The sequence below is a fragment of the Novosphingobium olei genome, from assembly GCF_037076535.1.
Taxonomy (GTDB): domain Bacteria; phylum Pseudomonadota; class Alphaproteobacteria; order Sphingomonadales; family Sphingomonadaceae; genus Novosphingobium; species Novosphingobium olei.
Genome location: NZ_AP029021.1, coordinates 3,678,488 through 3,695,616, shown reverse-complemented (window position 1 = coordinate 3,695,616; position 17,129 = coordinate 3,678,488). Strand labels below are relative to the sequence as shown.

16 protein-coding genes are annotated in these 17,129 nt (G+C 67.8%); 10 read left to right on the top strand and 6 right to left on the bottom strand.

Annotated features, from left to right (window positions below; translation table 11 throughout):
- The first annotated feature begins 106 nt into the window (after positions 1 to 106).
- The 3 genes from tilS to AACH40_RS17495 all read left to right on the top strand — a co-directional run bounded on the left by tilS (position 107) and on the right by AACH40_RS17495 (position 4,069).
- A complete protein-coding gene (gene tilS, locus AACH40_RS17505; protein ID WP_338646162.1) occupies positions 107 to 934 on the top strand; it encodes a tRNA lysidine(34) synthetase TilS in 828 nt (275 codons plus the stop codon).
- Positions 935 to 1,099: 165 nt separating this feature from the next.
- Entirely contained in the window at positions 1,100 to 3,043 is a 1,944-nt protein-coding gene (ftsH, locus tag AACH40_RS17500) for an ATP-dependent zinc metalloprotease FtsH (RefSeq protein ID WP_169493919.1), read from the top strand.
- Positions 3,044 to 3,088: 45 nt separating this feature from the next.
- Positions 3,089 to 4,069 carry a quinone oxidoreductase gene (locus tag AACH40_RS17495; RefSeq protein ID WP_338643479.1) on the top strand — a complete coding sequence of 327 codons (981 nt, stop codon included), beginning with the start codon at positions 3,089 to 3,091 and terminating at the stop codon, positions 4,067 to 4,069.
- A 16-nt stretch (positions 4,070 to 4,085) separates the two neighbouring features.
- Here the strand turns inward: AACH40_RS17495 and AACH40_RS17490 are convergent, their stop codons facing one another.
- Positions 4,086 to 5,117, bottom strand: coding sequence for a DUF3667 domain-containing protein (locus AACH40_RS17490; protein ID WP_338643478.1), 1,032 nt, complete (start codon positions 5,115 to 5,117; stop codon positions 4,086 to 4,088).
- Positions 5,118 to 5,202: 85 nt separating this feature from the next.
- On the opposite strand from AACH40_RS17490, the gene AACH40_RS17485 reads away from it, so the two are divergent.
- From AACH40_RS17485 to AACH40_RS17460, 6 genes are all read left to right on the top strand, one after another.
- Complete coding sequence (locus AACH40_RS17485) at positions 5,203 to 5,595, top strand: hypothetical protein (RefSeq protein ID WP_338643477.1); 393 nt, start codon at positions 5,203 to 5,205, stop codon at positions 5,593 to 5,595.
- 81 nt (positions 5,596 to 5,676) lie between these two features.
- Complete coding sequence (locus AACH40_RS17480) at positions 5,677 to 7,290, top strand: M23 family metallopeptidase (RefSeq protein ID WP_338643476.1); 1,614 nt, start codon at positions 5,677 to 5,679, stop codon at positions 7,288 to 7,290.
- A gap of 86 nt (positions 7,291 to 7,376) precedes the next feature.
- Positions 7,377 to 8,369, top strand: coding sequence for a porphobilinogen synthase (gene hemB / locus AACH40_RS17475; RefSeq protein ID WP_338643475.1), 993 nt, complete (start codon positions 7,377 to 7,379; stop codon positions 8,367 to 8,369).
- Entirely contained in the window at positions 8,366 to 8,920 is a 555-nt protein-coding gene (locus tag AACH40_RS17470; protein WP_338643474.1) for a GNAT family N-acetyltransferase, read from the top strand. The genes hemB and AACH40_RS17470 overlap by 4 nt, the downstream gene beginning before the upstream one ends.
- Entirely contained in the window at positions 8,901 to 9,191 is a 291-nt protein-coding gene (locus AACH40_RS17465) for a DUF167 domain-containing protein (protein WP_338643473.1), read from the top strand. The genes AACH40_RS17470 and AACH40_RS17465 overlap by 20 nt, the downstream gene beginning before the upstream one ends.
- 62 nt (positions 9,192 to 9,253) lie before the next feature.
- A complete protein-coding gene (locus AACH40_RS17460; protein WP_338643472.1) occupies positions 9,254 to 10,015 on the top strand; it encodes an SDR family NAD(P)-dependent oxidoreductase in 762 nt (253 codons plus the stop codon).
- Here AACH40_RS17460 and AACH40_RS17455 read toward each other — a convergent pair.
- The 4 genes from AACH40_RS17455 to AACH40_RS17440 all read right to left on the bottom strand — a co-directional run bounded on the left by AACH40_RS17455 (position 10,012) and on the right by AACH40_RS17440 (position 13,826).
- A complete protein-coding gene (locus tag AACH40_RS17455) occupies positions 10,012 to 10,653 on the bottom strand; it encodes a YoaK family protein (protein WP_169493925.1) in 642 nt (213 codons plus the stop codon). The genes AACH40_RS17460 and AACH40_RS17455 overlap by 4 nt on opposite strands.
- 60 nt (positions 10,654 to 10,713) lie before the next feature.
- The gene (locus tag AACH40_RS17450; RefSeq protein ID WP_169493926.1) at positions 10,714 to 11,127 is read right to left on the bottom strand and encodes a globin; all 414 of its coding nucleotides are present in this window, start codon (positions 11,125 to 11,127) and stop codon (positions 10,714 to 10,716) included.
- Between the two features lie 78 nt (positions 11,128 to 11,205).
- On the bottom strand, positions 11,206 to 12,810 hold the full coding sequence (locus AACH40_RS17445; RefSeq protein WP_338643471.1) for a cisplatin damage response ATP-dependent DNA ligase: 1,605 nt from the start codon (positions 12,808 to 12,810) through the stop codon (positions 11,206 to 11,208).
- On the bottom strand, positions 12,810 to 13,826 hold the full coding sequence (locus tag AACH40_RS17440; protein WP_338646160.1) for a ligase-associated DNA damage response exonuclease: 1,017 nt from the start codon (positions 13,824 to 13,826) through the stop codon (positions 12,810 to 12,812). The genes AACH40_RS17445 and AACH40_RS17440 overlap by 1 nt, the downstream gene beginning before the upstream one ends.
- Positions 13,827 to 14,033: 207 nt before the next feature.
- On the opposite strand from AACH40_RS17440, the gene AACH40_RS17435 reads away from it, so the two are divergent.
- Positions 14,034 to 14,543 carry an EF-hand domain-containing protein gene (locus AACH40_RS17435; RefSeq protein ID WP_338643470.1) on the top strand — a complete coding sequence of 170 codons (510 nt, stop codon included), beginning with the start codon at positions 14,034 to 14,036 and terminating at the stop codon, positions 14,541 to 14,543.
- Between the two features lie 66 nt (positions 14,544 to 14,609).
- Here AACH40_RS17435 and clpA read toward each other — a convergent pair whose 3' ends face one another.
- Entirely contained in the window at positions 14,610 to 16,973 is a 2,364-nt protein-coding gene (gene clpA / locus AACH40_RS17430; protein WP_169493930.1) for an ATP-dependent Clp protease ATP-binding subunit ClpA, read from the bottom strand.
- Positions 16,974 to 17,129 lie beyond the last annotated feature (156 nt).

The following is a 17,129-nucleotide window of genomic DNA, read 5'->3' as shown; positions in this document are numbered from 1 at the left end:
GACCGCCCGGTTTGCGCGCGATTTCGCCGCGCTGTGGGGCGGGTCTGACGGGCCGGTCGGTCTCGCGGTTTCGGGCGGTCCGGACAGCCTTGCCCTGCTGGTGCTGATGCACGCGGCCGGATGCGCACCGTTCGCGGTGGCGACGGTCGATCACGGCCTTCGCGCCGAAGCTGCGGCAGAAGCGGCGCTGGTCGCACGGGTCTGTGCGGATCTGGGCGTCACCCATGACACGCTGACGCTGTCGTTGCCGTCCGGAGCGGGCGTGCAGGAACGCGCCCGCGCCGCGCGCTATGCCGCGCTGGCCGAATGGGCGGGGCGCAAGGGGTTGGGCGCGCTGGTCGTGGCCCACCATGCCGACGATCAGGCAGAAACCGTGCTGATGCGGCTCAACCGGGGTGCCGGGGTGCGCGGGCTGGCGGCAATGCGCGCCCGATCCGCCACGCCCGGCGCGCCGCACCTGCCCCTGCTGCGACCGCTGCTCGGCTGGCGGCGCGAGGAGCTCGCCGCAGTGGTGGCAGAGGTGGGCCTTGTCGCGGTGGCCGATCCTTCAAACGAAGATCCGCGATTCGAGCGGGTGCGAGTGCGATCGGCGCTGCGCGATGCCGCTTGGCTGGACCGCACCGCGATTGCCGAAAGCGCGCGGCATCTGGCCGAAGCGGACGAGGCGATCGAATGGGCGACGGCGCAGTGCATCGCCGCCATCCGGCGGGAAGAGGGCGTGCTGGTGTGGCGACCGGACGCGCCGCGCGCCATCGCGCTGCGCGTGCTGGAGGCCATCGTCGGCGAAATCGGTCGATCGACCCCGCGCGGGCGGGAACTGGCCGACTGGCACGATGCGCTGCGGCAAGGCCGGACGGCGACGCTCGCGGGGGTAAAGGGCTGGTCCCGCGACGGCGAATGGCGATTTGCGGTGACGCCGCCGCACAGGACGTAAACCGACAGAGTGCCGCCTTGATGTCGCGGGGCGCGCGGTGAGCGAGGCCTTCGATCAGACAAACGCAAGGAATCGCACCTTCGGTTATATTGCCATTCACCCCCAGACACCTACATTGCAGGAAACAGGCGGGACGAGTCCGCCTTGTCAACAAAGAGCAATGGCATGAACGACGACCAGCCGCAGGGTAACCCCTGGATCAAGAGCCTCCTCGTCTGGGGCGGCATCTTCCTAGCCCTGTTGCTCGTGGTTTCGATGTTCGGCGCACGTACCGACAGCACCGGCACGATGATCCGCTATTCCGATTTCCGCAGCCGCGTGGCCGAAGGCGCGGTGAAGGAAGTGCAGATCGGACCCGACCGGATCACCGGTACGCTGAAGAACGACCAGACCTTCTCGACCGTGCCCGTGCAAGGCGATGCGGACCTGCCCAAGCTGCTGCAGGACAATGGCGTGCAGTATTCGGGCAAGGCGCAGGAAGAACCCAACCTGCTGCTCTACATCCTTGCCCAGTCGCTGCCGTTCCTGCTGATCCTGGGCGTGGCCTTCTTCGCGCTGCGCCAGGTGCAGAAGGGCGGCGGATCGGGTGCGATGGGCTTCGGCAAGTCGAAGGCCAAGCTGCTGACCGAACGGTCGGGTCGCGTCACCTTCGACGACGTTGCCGGCATCGACGAAGCGCGCGAGGAACTGCAGGAAATCGTCGAATTCCTGCGCGATCCCACCCGCTTTTCCAAGCTCGGCGGCCAGATCCCCAAGGGCGCGCTGCTCGTCGGCAGCCCCGGCACCGGCAAGACCCTGCTCGCCCGCGCCATCGCGGGTGAGGCGGGCGTGCCCTTCTTCACCATTTCCGGCTCGGACTTCGTCGAGATGTTCGTGGGCGTGGGCGCGAGCCGCGTGCGAGACATGTTCGAACAGGCGAAGAAGAACGCGCCGTGCATCGTGTTCATCGACGAAATCGACGCTGTGGGTCGCCATCGCGGCCATGGCCTCGGCAATTCGAACGACGAGCGCGAGCAGACGCTGAACCAGCTGCTGGTCGAAATGGACGGCTTCGAGGCCAACGAAGGCATCATCATCGTCGCCGCGACCAACCGCCCCGACGTGCTCGATCCGGCGCTGCTGCGCCCAGGCCGCTTCGACCGCCAGGTGGTGGTGCCGATCCCGGATATCGAGGGCCGCGAGAAGATCCTGTCGGTGCACATGAAGAAGGTGCCGCTGGCGCCCGACGTCAACCCGCGCACCATCGCGCGGGGCACGCCGGGCTTTTCGGGCGCGGATCTGGCCAACCTCGTCAATGAAGCCGCGCTGCTCGCCGCACGCCGCAGCAAGCGCCTTGTCGCCATGCAGGAATTCGAGGACGCCAAGGACAAGGTCATGATGGGCGCCGAGCGCCGCAGCATGGTCATGACCGAGGACGAGAAGAAGATGACCGCCTATCACGAGGCGGGCCATGCCATCGTTTCGATCAACGAGCCGGCGTCCGACCCGATTCACAAGGCGACGATCATCCCGCGCGGCCGCGCGCTCGGCATGGTCATGCGCCTGCCCGAACGTGACAGCTACTCTTACCACCGCGACAAGATGCACGCGAACCTGTCGGTTTCGATGGGCGGCCGCGTGGCGGAGGAGATCATTTTCGGCCACGACAAGGTTTCGTCGGGCGCGTCTTCGGACATCCAGTATGCCACCAGCCTTGCGCGCAGCATGGTGACCAAGTGGGGCATGTCGGACAAGCTGGGGCCGCTGATGTACGAGGAAAGCCAGGACGGCTACCTCGGCATGGGCAGCACCAACCGCACGATGATGTCGGACGAGACCAACAAGCTGATCGACAGCGAGATTCGCGGGCTGGTCGATGGCGCGCATGCGCGGGCGACCGACATCCTGCGCACGCAGGAGGACAAGCTCCACCTGCTGGCCCAGGCGCTGCTCGAATACGAGACGCTGACCGGCGACGAAATCAAGACGCTAGTCGAAGAAGGCCGGATCGATCGTCCCGACGCGCCGAAGGGGCCTGCTCGCCCGATTTCGTCGCAGGGTTCGGCCGTGCCGCGGGCCGGCCGTCGCTTCGCCGGATCGACCGGCGGCACGCAGCCGCTGGGTGCCTGAACCGCAGGCTTACTGCAGGTCCTACCAAAAGCGTCGGGGGGATACGTGGCGAGGAAGAGTGAAGCGATCGTGATCCGTGCCTATGGCGGCCCGGAGGTCCTGGTTGCCGAAACGGTGCCGGTTCCCGATCCGGGGCCGGGACAGATCCTGATCCGTCAGGAAGCGGTTTCGGTGAACTTCCACGACGTCTACGTCCGTTCGGGCGCGTACAAGACGCTGGCCTTGCCCGGGATCCCGGGCCTCGAGGCGGTGGGCGTGATCGAGGACGTGGGCGAGGGCGTGACCGACCTGACTGTCGGACAGCGTGTCGCCTACATCGACAAGAGCTATGGCGCCTATGCCGGTGCCCGCGTGCTCGATGCAGCGCTTGCCGCCCCGGTGCCCGATGGCGTGGAGCCGGGCGTTGCGACCGCCTGGTTCCTGAAGGGCCTTACCGCGCAGGCGCTGGTCGACGAAGTCGAGCCGGTGCGCGCTGGCATGATCGTGCTGGCGCAGGCGGCGGCGGGGGGCGTCGGCCAGCTTGTCGCGCGCATGGCAAGCCTTCGCGGCGCGACCGTCATCGGCACGGTGGGTTCGCCCGAGAAGGCCGCCGTGGCGAAAGCGGCAGGCTGCGATCACGTGATCCTCTACCGCGAGGAAGATGTCGCCGCGCGCGTGGCCGAGATCACCGGCGGGGCCGGGGTCAACGTCGCGTTCGATGCGGTGGGCAAGGACAGCTTCGAAGGGTCGCTGGCGAGCCTCGCCTCGCTGGGTCACCTCGTTCACTATGGGCAGGCGTCGGGGCCGATCCCGCCGTTCGATCTTTCGCGTCTTGGCGCCAAGTCTGCCAAGGTTTCGCGCCCGTTCCTGTGGCCCTACATCCAGCCTCGCGCCAAGCTGCTGTCCGCTTCGCAAAGCCTGTTCGCGGCGATGGCGCGGGGCGATCTGCCGCTGTCGCTGGGCGGGCGCTATCCGCTGGCGCAGGCCGCTGCCGCCCATGCCGCGCTCGAAGCGCGCGAAGCAGGGCCTTTCGTCCTCGACTGCTGAGGGTCTGCCCGCCTGATCAGGCGCCCGATTCCGCGGCGATGAAGATCACGAACAGCGTCAGCGCGATGCAGGCGAAGATCGACAGTGCGAACGTGCGCACGATCCCGCCAAGCCGCGACGTGCCGTAGGCCCCGCGCAACTGCTTGTACATGTGAACGGGCGGCGCAAGCAGCAGCAGCGCGACGAGCCCGTCATAGTCGGTCAGGGCCACGAGCATGACCGCGATGCTCAGCAGGGTCATGAAGCTGAGCGAGTAGGTCACGAACACGGTGTGATCGTAGAGGTGGAAGCGCCGGCTGAACGGGAACAGCAACCACAGGAAGGGCACCGAGATCGGGATCAACGCCCAGCTGTACTTGTAAGCGTAGTTCTGCGCCTTGTAGGCGGTGAGGGCGGGGTTCTCGCGGAATTTCTTCACCGCGTTGTCGATCGCGGAAATGTCGCTGAGCTTCTGGTCCGGCCGGTCGACGTTCGAGCGGACCTCGCGCGTGATTTCGAGCGCGGTGCGCTGTCCGTCGAGCTTGTCGTCGACCTGCTCGGTGTCCTGCCCCTTGCGCTTGAGCTCGGCGCGCTCGGCCTCCAGCCTGGCGATCTTGCCCTCGATCGCCTTCTCCGCCCTGGCCGCATCCTGCGGGGAGGACATCCCCTGGTACGTCGTCTCGGATGCGGTCTGGTGATAGACCGCAAAGGCAAGGAACACGCAGAACAGGAACAGCGCCAGCGGCGAGACGAAGCGGGCGCGCTGGCCTTCGATGTAGCGGCGGGTCAGTTCGCCGGGGCGCCACACCAGCATCGGGATGGTCCGCCAGATCTTGCCCTCGAAGTGGAAAACTCCGTGGAGAAGGTCGTGGAAAAACGCACCGAGCGTGCGGTGGACGTGCGCCGCCTGGCCGCAGGCGTGGCAGTGGCTGCCGAGCAACGCGGTGCCGCAGTTGAGACAGGCGGTTTCGTGCGTGTGGCCGGCGTCGTGCTCGCCGGCTTGCGGCTCGATCGCCCGGGCCTTCAGCGCCCCTTCCACCACGTCGCCGATCGCCTGTGCGTCGCTCATGCCCATTCCCCCCGGGTAACGCTTGGGGCATAGCGAAGCGGGGTCTGCACGACTACCGTCTGTGCGACGGAGGGGAGAGAAAAAGATGCGAACGAAACGATCTGGCCTGGTTGGCTTTGCCATGCTGCTGGCGCTGGCTCCCGTCGGTGCGAACGCACAGGGCGGGGCGATGTCGGTGGCGACGTTCCTGGCCAAGGCGGATGCGCTGCGCGCCAAAGGGCCGTTCGCGCTAATGAGCAGCGACTACAAGCTGCTGAAGGCCGAAGTGACCGGCGCGGCGCAAGCCTATCGCGTGCGGTTGAAGGGCGAACAGGCGGCTGGCAGGCCCAGTTCGTGCCCTCCGGCCCGCGCACCGTTCAACAGCGATGACGTCATGACGCAGATGCGCAGCTATCCGCCCACCCATCGCGCCCAGACCAGCGTGGCGACCGCGGTGGCGGATTTGTTCGTTGCGCGGTATCCCTGCGGCGGGCGGTAAGTCTTTCTTTACGCCGAATTAACCTTGTCTCGGCAGGAGAGGCGAGGGATCGCGACGGGATCGTGAAGGAGCGTGGAGCGCGTGTTCGGGACAGCAGACCAATCGGGCCCTGCCGTTGCCGTGGCGACGTTCGGGCGCGCACGGTCGGGCGGCAGCGCCGGATCGTCTTCGCACCCCGTGCGCCAGCGCATGGCGACCGCTCCTGCCGAAGCGCAGGCCCCGATCCGGCCGCGCGAAGGTGTGCCTCGCCTTTCAAATCATCCGCTGGTGCAACGCTGGAGCGCGCTGTGCCGGGCGATCGAAGGCCGGATCCGGCATCTCGACCTTGCACCCGATCTTGCCGAGGATGTCGGCAGCGCCCGCTGGTTTCGCGGCCTGGCCACGTTCCTGTCGCTGCTGCTGCTGGCAGCCGCGTTCTGGCCGGACTTTGCGCCGCTCGAGGCCGCGCCGCTGGTGCGGATCGATGAAGCAGCGCAACGCGAATTCGCCGCGCAATCGCTGACGGCGCAGCGGCGCGGAGCGACGAGCGGCCGGCATTTTGCGGCCGAATCCGGCCTTGTGCTGCGGCTCGATTCGGCGCCCGAACGTCCGCAGGTGGAACTTGCGGCGACGCTGGGCGAAAACGACAGCGTGCCGCGCATGCTGCAGCGCGCGGGCGTGGGGCTGGGTGACGCCGCGCGGGCGGCATCGCTGATCGGTTCGGCCGTCCCGCTCGATGCGATTGCCGCGGGCACGCGCTTCGATCTGGTGCTGGGATCGCGCACCAGCCCATCGCAGCCGCGCCCGCTGGAAGCGATCAAGGTCCGCCCGCGCTTCGACCTGGCGCTTTCGGTCGAACGGACCGCCGGGGTGCTGGGATTGCGCCGCGCCCCGATCGCGGTGGAAACGCGCCCGCTGCGCTTGCAAGGCGTAGTGGGCGGGAGCCTCTATCGCTCGGCGCGTGCCGCCGGTGCGCCTCCCGGCACGGTGCAGGACTACCTGCGCGCGGTGGACGACGTGCTGCCTTTCGAGGACATCCTGCCCACCGACGAATTCGACCTGGTGGTATCGTACAAACGCGCCGCCGACGGGCAGGGCGAGGCGGGCGATCTGCAATACGCCGCGATCCTGCGCGATGGACGACCGCGCCTCCAGCTGCTGCGCTGGGGCAACGAGGGCGGCTTCGAAACGCTCGACGCGCTGACCGGCAGCCAGCAATCCAGCGACGGCGCGCTGCTGACGCCGGTAGCGGGGCACGTGACATCGGGCTTCGGCATGCGGCGGCACCCCATCCTGGGCTTCGTGCGGATGCATGCGGGCATAGACTTTGCAGCGCCTTGGGGATCGCCGGTCTATGCCGCCACCGATGGCCGGGTCAGCTTTGCCGGTTGGCATGGCGGGCATGGCAACTACGTCCGGCTCGACCACGGCGGCGGGATCGGCACTGGTTATGGCCACATGAGCCGCATCGCGGTGACGCCGGGCATGTCCGTGCGCCGGGGGCAGGTGATCGGCTATGTCGGCTCGACCGGGCTTTCGACCGGGCCGCACCTGCATTACGAACTCTATCGCGGCGGGCAGGTGGTCGATCCGGCCTCGGTGCGCTTCCTCGCGCGGCGGCAGGCGGTCGATCCGGGGCAGATCGCCGCGTTCAAGGCGCGGCTGGCGCAGATGACGGCGCTGAAGCCCGGCACACCCAACGGCTATCTGCGCTGAGCACAGTTGCAGCGGGCGCAAGTGCCCGCCGGACTTCGCAAGGCGACATGGTTGCGGGGCGGGGCAGCGGGGCCTAGACAGCGCGCATGAGCTCCTACCCCATGACCCGCCTTCGCCGTACCCGCGCCACCGCCTGGAGCCGCGCGCTCCATCGCGAAGTGCAGGTGACCCCGGCCGACCTCATCTGGCCGCTGTTCGTGACCGAAGGCACCGGTGTCGAGGACCCGATCGGGTCGCTGCCGGGCGTTTCGCGCTGGTCGGTCGACGGGATCGTCGCGCGGGCGAAGGACGCGGTGGCGGCGGGCATTCCCTGCCTTGCGCTGTTTCCCTACACCCAGCCTCACCGGCGAAGCGAGGACGGGCGAGAGGCGCTCAATCCCGACAACCTGATGTGCCGCGCGGTGCGCGCGATCAAGGATGCCTGCGGCGATGACATCGGCGTGCTGACCGACGTGGCGCTCGATCCCTATACCAGCCACGGCCAGGACGGACTGATCGACGAACGCGGCTATGTCCTCAACGACGCCACGGTCGAGGTGCTGGTGGGGCAGAGCCTCAACCAGGCGGCAGCTGGCGCCGACGTGATCGCCCCGTCGGACATGATGGATGGCCGCATCGCCGCGATCCGCGAGGCGCTGGAGGGCGACAGCCACCACAACGTGCAGATCATGTCCTATGCCGCCAAGTATGCCTCTGCCTTCTATGGCCCGTTCCGTGATGCGGTGGGATCGCGCGGGCTGCTGAAGGGCGACAAGAAGACCTACCAGATGGACCCCGGCAATGCCGAGGAAGCGCTGCGCGAAGTCGAGCTGGACCTGGCCGAAGGCGCGGATAGCGTGATGGTCAAGCCGGGGCTGCCCTACCTCGACATCGCCATCCGCGTGAAGCAGGCGTTCGGCGTGCCGGTCTTCGCCTATCAGGTGAGCGGCGAATACGCGATGATCGAGGCGGCCGTCGCGGCGGGCGCGGCGGATCGGGATGCGATGGTGCTGGAAACGCTGCTGGCGTTCAAGCGCGCTGGCTGTTCGGGCGTGCTGACCTACCACGCGCTGCACGCAGCGCGCCTGATGGGCGCATGATCGAGACACCGCGCCTGCTGCTGCGGCCGTGGCGCGAGGGTGACGTCACGCCGTTTCACGCCATCTGTGCGGACCCGGTTGTCATGGCGACGCTCGGCCCGGTGATGTCGCTGGCCGAAACGCAAGCGCTCGTGGAGCGCTGCATGGCGATGCAGGCGCAAGACGGGCATTGCTTCTGGGCGATGGAACGGCGCGAGGACGCGCGGCTTATCGGCTGGTGCGGTGTCATTCGCGGCACGGCGGGGCCGGTGGCGGGCAAGGCCGAGATCGGCTGGCGGCTGGCATCGGATTGCTGGGGCCATGGCTATGCCAGCGAAGCGGCGCGGGCGACGGTCGATTGGGTCTTCGCCAACCTGCGCGACGATGCGGCCTGGGCGATCACCCACGTCGGCAACACGCGCAGCCGCGCGGTGATGGAACGGCTGGGCATGGCGTATCAGCCCGGGCTCGATTTCGATCATCCCCGGCTGGCGGCGGACGATCCGCTGCTGCGCCACGTGACTTATCGGCTCGATCGCCCGGAACGACACGGTGGCGCGGCCCAGGGCTGACCTGCCGCCGGCCGCAATGCTGCGCGCGCTGATCGACGCCGAAGGCCGGCTGGCCGTGCGCGTCACGCCCGGTGCCAGAGCGGAAGACATTGCCATCGACGATGGACGCGTCTCGGTGAAGGTGCGCGCCAGGCCCGAGGACGGCAAGGCGACCGCCGCCGTACTCGCGCTGGTCGCGACGGCGCTGGAAGTTGCGCCGTCGAACGTGGAATTGTTGCGCGGCGCAACTTCTCGCGAAAAGCTGCTGCGGATTGCGCCTTTCGCAGATTGAAGAGGTTACGCGCTGCCGGGGGCGGCCTAGCGTCGGGCAAAGACCTGCTCGAAAGGATGCCCATGACCAATCCGCACGCCGCGCCGCTCGCCGGGAAGACCGCGCTCGTGACCGGAGGATCGCGCGGGATCGGTCGCGCCATTGCCTTGCGACTTGCTGCCGATGGCGCGCAAGTCGCGATCAATTATCGCAGCGATGCGGCGGCTGCCGAATCGGCCGTGGCCGAAATCGTGGCGGCGGGCGGTTCGGCCTTCGCGCTACGCGCCGACGTGTCCGAACTGGCCGCGATCGAGGCGATGTTTGCCGCATTCGATGCGAAGGCGGGCGGGCTCGACATCCTGGTCAACAATGCCGGCATCGGCTCGATGGCCACGCTCGGCGAAACCGACGAGGCCAGTTTCGATCGCCAGATGCAGGTCAATGCCAAGGGTCCGTTCTTCGTGACCCGCGCCGCCCTGCCGCGGCTGCGCGATGGTGGGCGCGTGATCAACATCTCGTCGATGGTGGCGCAGGTCGGCTACGCCTCGTGCCTGGCCTACGCCATGAGCAAGGCGGCGCTGAACCACTTCACCGTATCGCTCGCCGGGGAATTGGGCGCGCTCGGCATCACCGTCAACGCCGTGGCACCTGGGGCGACGATCACCGACTTCGCGCCGGACCTGTTCAACGATCCGGCCATGGTCGAAACACTTGCCGGTCTTGCCGCGCTGCGCCGCGTGGGCCAACCCGAGGACGTGGCGCGCGTGGTGGCGATGCTGGCAGGCCCGGATGCGGGCTGGGTGACGGGGCAGGTGATCGAAGCTTCGGGCGGGATGCACCTTTAATCCACGCCTTCGGGAAAGCGCAGCGAGACGGGGAGCAGCACCAGCGCCCAGCCGCTCGCGATCCACAGGCAGGCAAGGGGCAGGCGGTCCTGCAGCCACGCGCCAAGCACAGCGCCGCCGAGCAGGCCTGTCCAGAGCATGCCCCAGGCCGGCCAGCCCTTGCGCGGCTGGCCCAGCAGTTGCCCGGCCAGGCCGTGCCCCAGCTTGACCAGGGCGCCGGTCATGTAGGTCAGCCCGACCGAAACTTCGCCATCGCGCTGGAACATGGCGTTGAGCGCGCCCATGCCGATGGCCATCGCGCCCATCATCGTGGCGGGCAGGTCGAGCATTCGCGCAACGGCGGCGCAGACCAGCAGGCCACCGACCAGGGCGAGCAGGGCGGGCTTGTGCCAGCGTCCGGCGCGGTGCGCGACGAGGGCACCCAGCACCACGCCGGCGAAGAAACCGGCGATGAGCAGCAGCGGGGTTGCGGCGCGCATGGGGTCGGTTGCCAGCAGGACCGCAAGGCGTGTCGAGTTGCCCGACATGAACGACACGAAATAGCCGCCGGCCGAGATGAAGGCGACCGCGTCGACGAACCCGGCCAGAGCGGCAAGCGCGATGGCAAAGCGGCGGCGGGCGCTGTCATGCGTGATCATGCAGGGCAGACTAGCGCGCGCGTGCGCGCCCGTCATCCGCAGCGGGATGATCCTGCGGAGTCAGCTCCGCGCCATGCCCCGCGCCATGTTGGCGAGCACGTCGGCCATTGCATCGGCTACCTGGCGATCTTCGACCGCGCTTTCGGCGATCGCGCGCTGCATCGCTTCGGCCCACTGGCCGGCAGTGCGCCGGTCGATCGGGAAGGCCGCGTGCATCGACACCATGCACTTGCCCGGATTGGACTGGAACCAGTCGCGCGGCCCGCCGGCCCAGCCGGCGAGGAAAGAGGGCAGGGCGGCGCGCATCGGGGCAAGGTCCTCGGCGTGGATCGCGCGCAGTTCGGCAAAGGCCGGATCGTTTTCCATCAGATCGTAGAACCGGTTGGTGATCGCCTGCATCGCCGCATGGCCGCCGATCCGCTCGAACGGGCTGCGGGTATCGGCGGGCACGGTGTCGGTCTCGCTCAAGGTCATCGCTCTCTTTCGTTCCGGACCCGCGGGTCTATCGCGCGCGGGCCCGGGCGCGTTTGATCTGGATCAAGAACCGACGGGTCAGGCCGGATCGGCGATCATTGCCTTCAGCGTGGCGAGGCGATCCGCTTCGTGCGCGGGCTTGTCGGCGCGGATGCGGCTGATGCGGGGAAAGCGCATGGCGACGCCCGACTTGTGGCGCTTGCTGGCGTGGATCGAATCGAATGCCACTTCGAAGACGAGCGACTTGTCGGTTTCCCGCACCGGGCCGAATCGCGCCACGGTGTGGCTGCGAACATAGGAATCGAGCCATTTCAGCTCGGCATCGGTGAAGCCGAAGTAGGCCTTGCCCACGGGCAGCAGTTCGGCCCCGGCATCGGGATCGCCGTCCCAGCAACCGAAGGTGAAGTCGGAATAGAACGAGGAGCGCTTGCCCGACCCGCGCTGCGCGTACATCAGCACGCAGTCCACCAGCAGCGGATCGCGCTTCCACTTGTACCACAGGCCCGTACGCCGGCCCGCCACATAGGGCGAATCGCGCCGCTTGAGCATGACGCCCTCGATCGCGGCATCGCGGGCGCGGGCGCGGATCTCGGCAAGATCGTCCATGTCGTTCGCGGCAATCACCTGCGACAGGTCGAAGCGATCGGGATCGAGCCTTGGCACGAGCGCCTCCAGCCGGGCGCGGCGCTGTTCCCAGGCCCACTCGCGCAAGTCCTCGCCTTCGTCGATCAGCAGGTCGTAGAGGCGGACGAAGGCGGGATAGTCGCCCTGCATCCGGGCCGATGGTGCCTTGCGGCCAAGACGCTGCTGCAGCGCGTTGAAGCTCGCCGCGCCGCCTTCCTCGCCCCCCTGGTGGGTGCCGCGCACCAGCAGTTCGCCATCGAGCACCGCGGGAACCTGCAGCGCTGCGGCGATCTCAGGGAAGCTGCCCGAAATGTCGTCGCCGCCGCGCGAATAGACGCGCGTTTCCCCGTTCACGTGGACGAGCTGCACGCGGATGCCGTCCCATTTCCATTCGGCGGCATAGTCGGCAAGGCTGACGTCAGTGCCGTCCTCCAGCGGGTGGGCCAGCATGAAAGGCCGGAACAGCGGCAGAAGGTCGGTGCGCGGCGGCGGGGCCTTGCCGCTCGCCCAGTCGAACAGCGGCAGATAGGGTGCGACCTGGCCGTGCCAGTATTCCTCCACCTCGTCGACGCTGACGTCAAAGGCCTGCGCGAAGGCGACCTTGGCGAGCCGCGCGGAAATGCCGATGCGCATGGCGCCGGTCGCCAGCTTGAGCAGTGCATAGCGGCCGTTGGCGTCAAGCCGGTCGAGCAGGCCCGCCAGCAGTGCAGGCGCGGTGGCGCGGGTGGCGTGGTGCAGCGTTTCGACCACTTCGGCGACGCTGGGCGGGGGCGCGGGTGGGCTGGGGGGCTCGGGCCAGAGCAGGCTGGCGGTCTCGGCCGTGTCGCCCACGTAATCGCGCGAGAGGGCCCAGAGCACTTCGTCGACGCGTTCGGCCATCAGCGCGCGCACCGTGCCCGCCTTGACCGCGGGGAAGTTCAGCCCGTCGGTCATGGCCGCCAGCGCCCAGCCGCGATCCGGGTCCGGCGTTTCGCGCAAATAGCGCGCGATGAGCGCCAGTTTGCCGTTGCGGCTGCGGGTGTAGACGAGCTGATCGATCAGGGCGGCAAAGCGCTCCATCAGTCGTCCTCATCCTCGTAGCCGACAAGCGCCAGCGCGCGGGCGCGGCGCTGGTTGAGCTGGCACCAGCGCAGCAGCGCTTCCTCGCGCCCGTGGGTGATCCAGGTTTCGGCGGGGTTCACTTCCGCGATCGTGGCGGTGAGTTCGTCCCAGTCGGCGTGATCGGAGATGACCAGCGGCAGCTCCACGTTGCGCTGCCGGGCGCGCTGGCGCACGCGCATCCAGCCCGATGCCATGGCGGTGATCGGATCGGGCAGGCGCCGGCTCCAGCGATCGTTGAGTGCAGACGGCGGGCAGACCACGATCTGCCCTTCGAGCGCGCCCTTGGGCACGCCGGCCACGGCGCGCAGCTCGCCCAGATCGACGCCATGCTCTTCGTAGAGCCGACACATCCGCTCCATCGCGCCATGCAGATAGATCGGCGCGTCGTAGCCATGCGCGCGCACTTCGGCGATCAGCCGCTGCGCCTTGCCCAAGGCATAGGCGCCCACGAGCACGCAGCGCCCGGGATTGGCGACCAGCGCATCGATCAGCCGCGCGATCTCGCCCGCGATCGGGGGATGGCGGAAGACGGGCAGGCCGAAGGTCGCCTCGGTGATGAACACATCGCAGGCGACCGGCTGGAACGGGGGGCAGGTGGGGTCTGGCCGACGCTTGTAGTCGCCGGTTACGACCACGCGTTCGCCGGCATGTTCGAGCAGGATCTGCGCCGAACCCAGGACATGGCCGGCGGGCACGAAGGTGGCATCGACGCCGCCGGGCAGGCGCAGCGTCTCGCCATAGGCCACCGGCGCCGCACGGACTTCGTTCTCCGCCTCGACGCCATAGCGCAGCTGCATGATGGCAAGCGTTTCGGGCGTCGCAATGGTGCGGCCGTGGCCACCGCGGGCATGGTCGGCGTGGCCGTGGGTAACGAGGGCGGTATCGACCGGGCGGGCGGGATCGATCCATGCATCGGCCGGCACCACGTGGATGCCATAGGGCTCGGGCCTGATCCACGCGAAGTCGGCAACCATGTGCACGCAATGGCCGCAAGGTGCGATTCGTTCCAGCCACCCGTTCGGGAGCTACCCTTGGGACAGACCCCACCGGCAGTCCCGCCGGCCTTTCCCCGAAGACCCGAAACGGATGCATGGATCGGGGAAGGACAGGGCGCGTTCAGGATCAGCGGCTATCGTGCGCCCCGCCGATCCCGCCTGCCACGGAGACGACCAATGCCCCCAATGCGAACCGCCGCGCTACTCTCCGTTGCGCTCTGCGCCCTTTCGCTCGCGGGTTGCGGCGAGCAGAAGCAGACCGGCCCCGACGTCAGCGCCAGCGAGACCGCGCCGGTCGTCGCGCCGCCGATGCCGGCGGTGACGGCGGTTCCGGGCGATGCCCATCCCATGGCAGGGTTCGACACGCTCGACCGCGATCACGACGGGCGCATTTCCTCGGCCGAGCACGCGCAGGCCGCGCAGGCGCTGTTCGAGATGATCGATATGGAGCACGACGGCAATCTCAGCATGGACGAGTTGAAGGCTGCCGCGCCGGCCCTGGCGGATATCGACGGGCTGACGCCCGACAAGCTGATGGCGATTGCCGATGCGGATCACGACGGGAAGCTGACGCTGGCGGAATGGATGGCGTTTGCGAATGCGCGCTTCGGGCTTCTGGACCGCAACGACGACGGCTTCATCGACCGGGCGGAGTGGGACGCGCCGCATCCGCCGATACCGCCGGTCGGCAAGTAGCGCGATCAAACGAAAAAGGGCGGCACCATCGGCGCCGCCCTCTTCATTTTCGTGCGTCGGTGAAGCTTACGCCTCGTCAGCGTTGGGCTCCTCGGCCGCGGCGTCGCCCGCCTTGCCCTTGCGCGCCTTCTTCTTGACGAGCTTGGGCGCCGCCGGCGTCAGTTCGAACGACAGGCCTTCGTCCTCGCCCTTGAGGCTGACGTGGACTTCGCCGCCGTTGGCAAGCTTGCCGAACAGCAGTTCCTCGGCGAGCGGCTTCTTGACCCGTTCCTGGATGACGCGGGCCATCGGCCGCGCCCCGTAGAGCTTGTCATAGCCGCGCTTGGCCAGCCAGGCGCGCGCGTCGCTGTCGAACTGGATGTGGACGTTCTGTTCGGCCAGCTGCAGTTCCAGCTGGAGGATGAACTTGTCCACGACCCGGCTGACGACTTCGGGCGGCAGGTAGCCGAACGGCACGATCGCATCGAGACGGTTGCGGAATTCGGGGGTGAACATCTTCTTCACCGCCTCGTCGCCCGCGTCGGCCTTCGACACATCGCCAAAGCCGATGCCCTGGCGCGCCATGTCCGATGCGCCCGCATTGGTGGTCATGATCAGGACCACGTTACGGAAGTCCACCGTCTTGCCGTGGTGGTCGGTCAGGCGCCCGTTGTCCATCACCTGCAACAGGATGTTGAACAGATCGGGGTGCGCCTTTTCGATTTCATCGAGAAGCAGGACGCAGTGCGGCTGCTGGTCGATGGCATCGGTGAGCAGACCGCCCTGGTCGAAGCCGACATAACCCGGAGGCGCACCGATCAGGCGGCTGACCGAATGGCGCTCCATGTATTCGGACATGTCGAAGCGCTGCAGCGGGATGCCCATGATCTGGGCAAGGCTGCGTGCGACTTCGGTCTTGCCGACGCCGGTGGGGCCGCTGAACAGGAACGAGCCGATCGGCTTGTCGGGATCGCGCAGGCCGGCGCGGCTGAGCTTCATGGCGCTGGACAGCACCTCGATCGCCTTGTCCTGCCCGAACACGAGCCGCTTGAGGTCGCGTTCGAGGTGTTCGAGCACCTTCTTGTCGTCGCTCGAAACCGACTTGGGCGGGATGCGCGCCATGGTCGCGATGACCTGTTCGATCTCGCGCGCGGTGATGGTCTTCTTCCGCTTGGAAGGCGGCACCAGCATCTGCATCGCGCCGACTTCGTCGATCACGTCGATCGCCTTGTCCGGCAGCTTGCGGTCGTTGATGTAGCGGGCGGAAAGTTCGACCGCGGTCTTGATCGCCTCGGGCGTGTACTTGACCTTGTGGTGTTCCTCGAACGCGGTGCGCAGACCCTTCAGGATCTTGATCGTGTCCTCGACGGTCGGCTCGTTCACGTCGATCTTCTGGAAGCGCCGCAGCAGCGCGCGGTCCTTCTCGAAGTGGTTGCGGAACTCCTTGTAGGTGGTGGAGCCGATGCAGCGGATCGTCCCGCCCGAAAGCGCGGGCTTGAGCAGGTTGGACGCATCCATCGCGCCGCCGCTGGTGGCACCGGCGCCGATCACCGTGTGGATCTCGTCGATGAACAGGATCGCGTGCGGCATCTTCTCGAGCTCCGAGACGACCTGCTTGAGCCGCTCCTCGAAATCGCCGCGATAGCGCGTGCCGGCCAGCAGGCTGCCCATGTCGAGCGAATAGATCACCGCTTCGCTCAGCACTTCGGGCACTTCGCCTTCGACGATTTTGCGCGCGAGGCCTTCGGCGATGGCGGTCTTGCCCACGCCCGGATCACCCACATAGAGCGGGTTGTTCTTCGACCGGCGGCACAGGATCTGGATCGTGCGATCGACCTCCGGCCCGCGTCCGATCAGCGGATCGACCTTGCCGCCCAGCGCCTTCTCGTTGAGGTTGACGGTGAACTGGTCGAGCGCGGAATCCTTCTTGGAGCCCTTGGCCTCGGCCTTTTCCTCCTGCTTGGGCGCCTCTTCCTCGGCCCCCTTGGGATTGCGGTTTTCGACCTGGCGGCCGCCCTTGCCGATGCCGTGGCTGATGTAGCTCACCGCGTCGAGCCGGCTCATGTCCTGCTGCTGCAGGAAATAGACGGCGTAGCTGTCGCGTTCGGAGAACAGCGCCACCAGCACGTTGGCGCCGGTGACGGTGTCCTTGCCCGACGACTGCACGTGCAGGATGGCGCGCTGGATCACGCGCTGAAAGCCGGCGGTCGGCTGCGGATCGGCCTTTTCCTGGGTCTTGAGCGACTGGTATTCCTGGTCGAGGTACTGGCGCACCACATCGCCCAGGTCGCCGAGATCCACGCCGCAGGCCTGCATGACCTGCGCCGCATCAGGATCGTCGATCAGCGCGAGAAGAAGATGCTCGAGAGTCGCGTATTCGTGGCTGCGCTCGGAAGCGTTACCGAGCGCGGCGTGAAGCGTCTTCTCAAGGCTCTGGGCGAAACTTGGCATAGACCTACTTTCTGGGGGTGCCGGCGGGCCGGCCTCCGGGGAAATTCCCTTGCGGGAGATGAACATGCTTGTGCTTAACGGCAGCTAAACCAGGGGCATGTGCGGCACCCGATGCCGTGCAGGCAAAAGGCGTTACTTGTGGGATATGGGGATGCC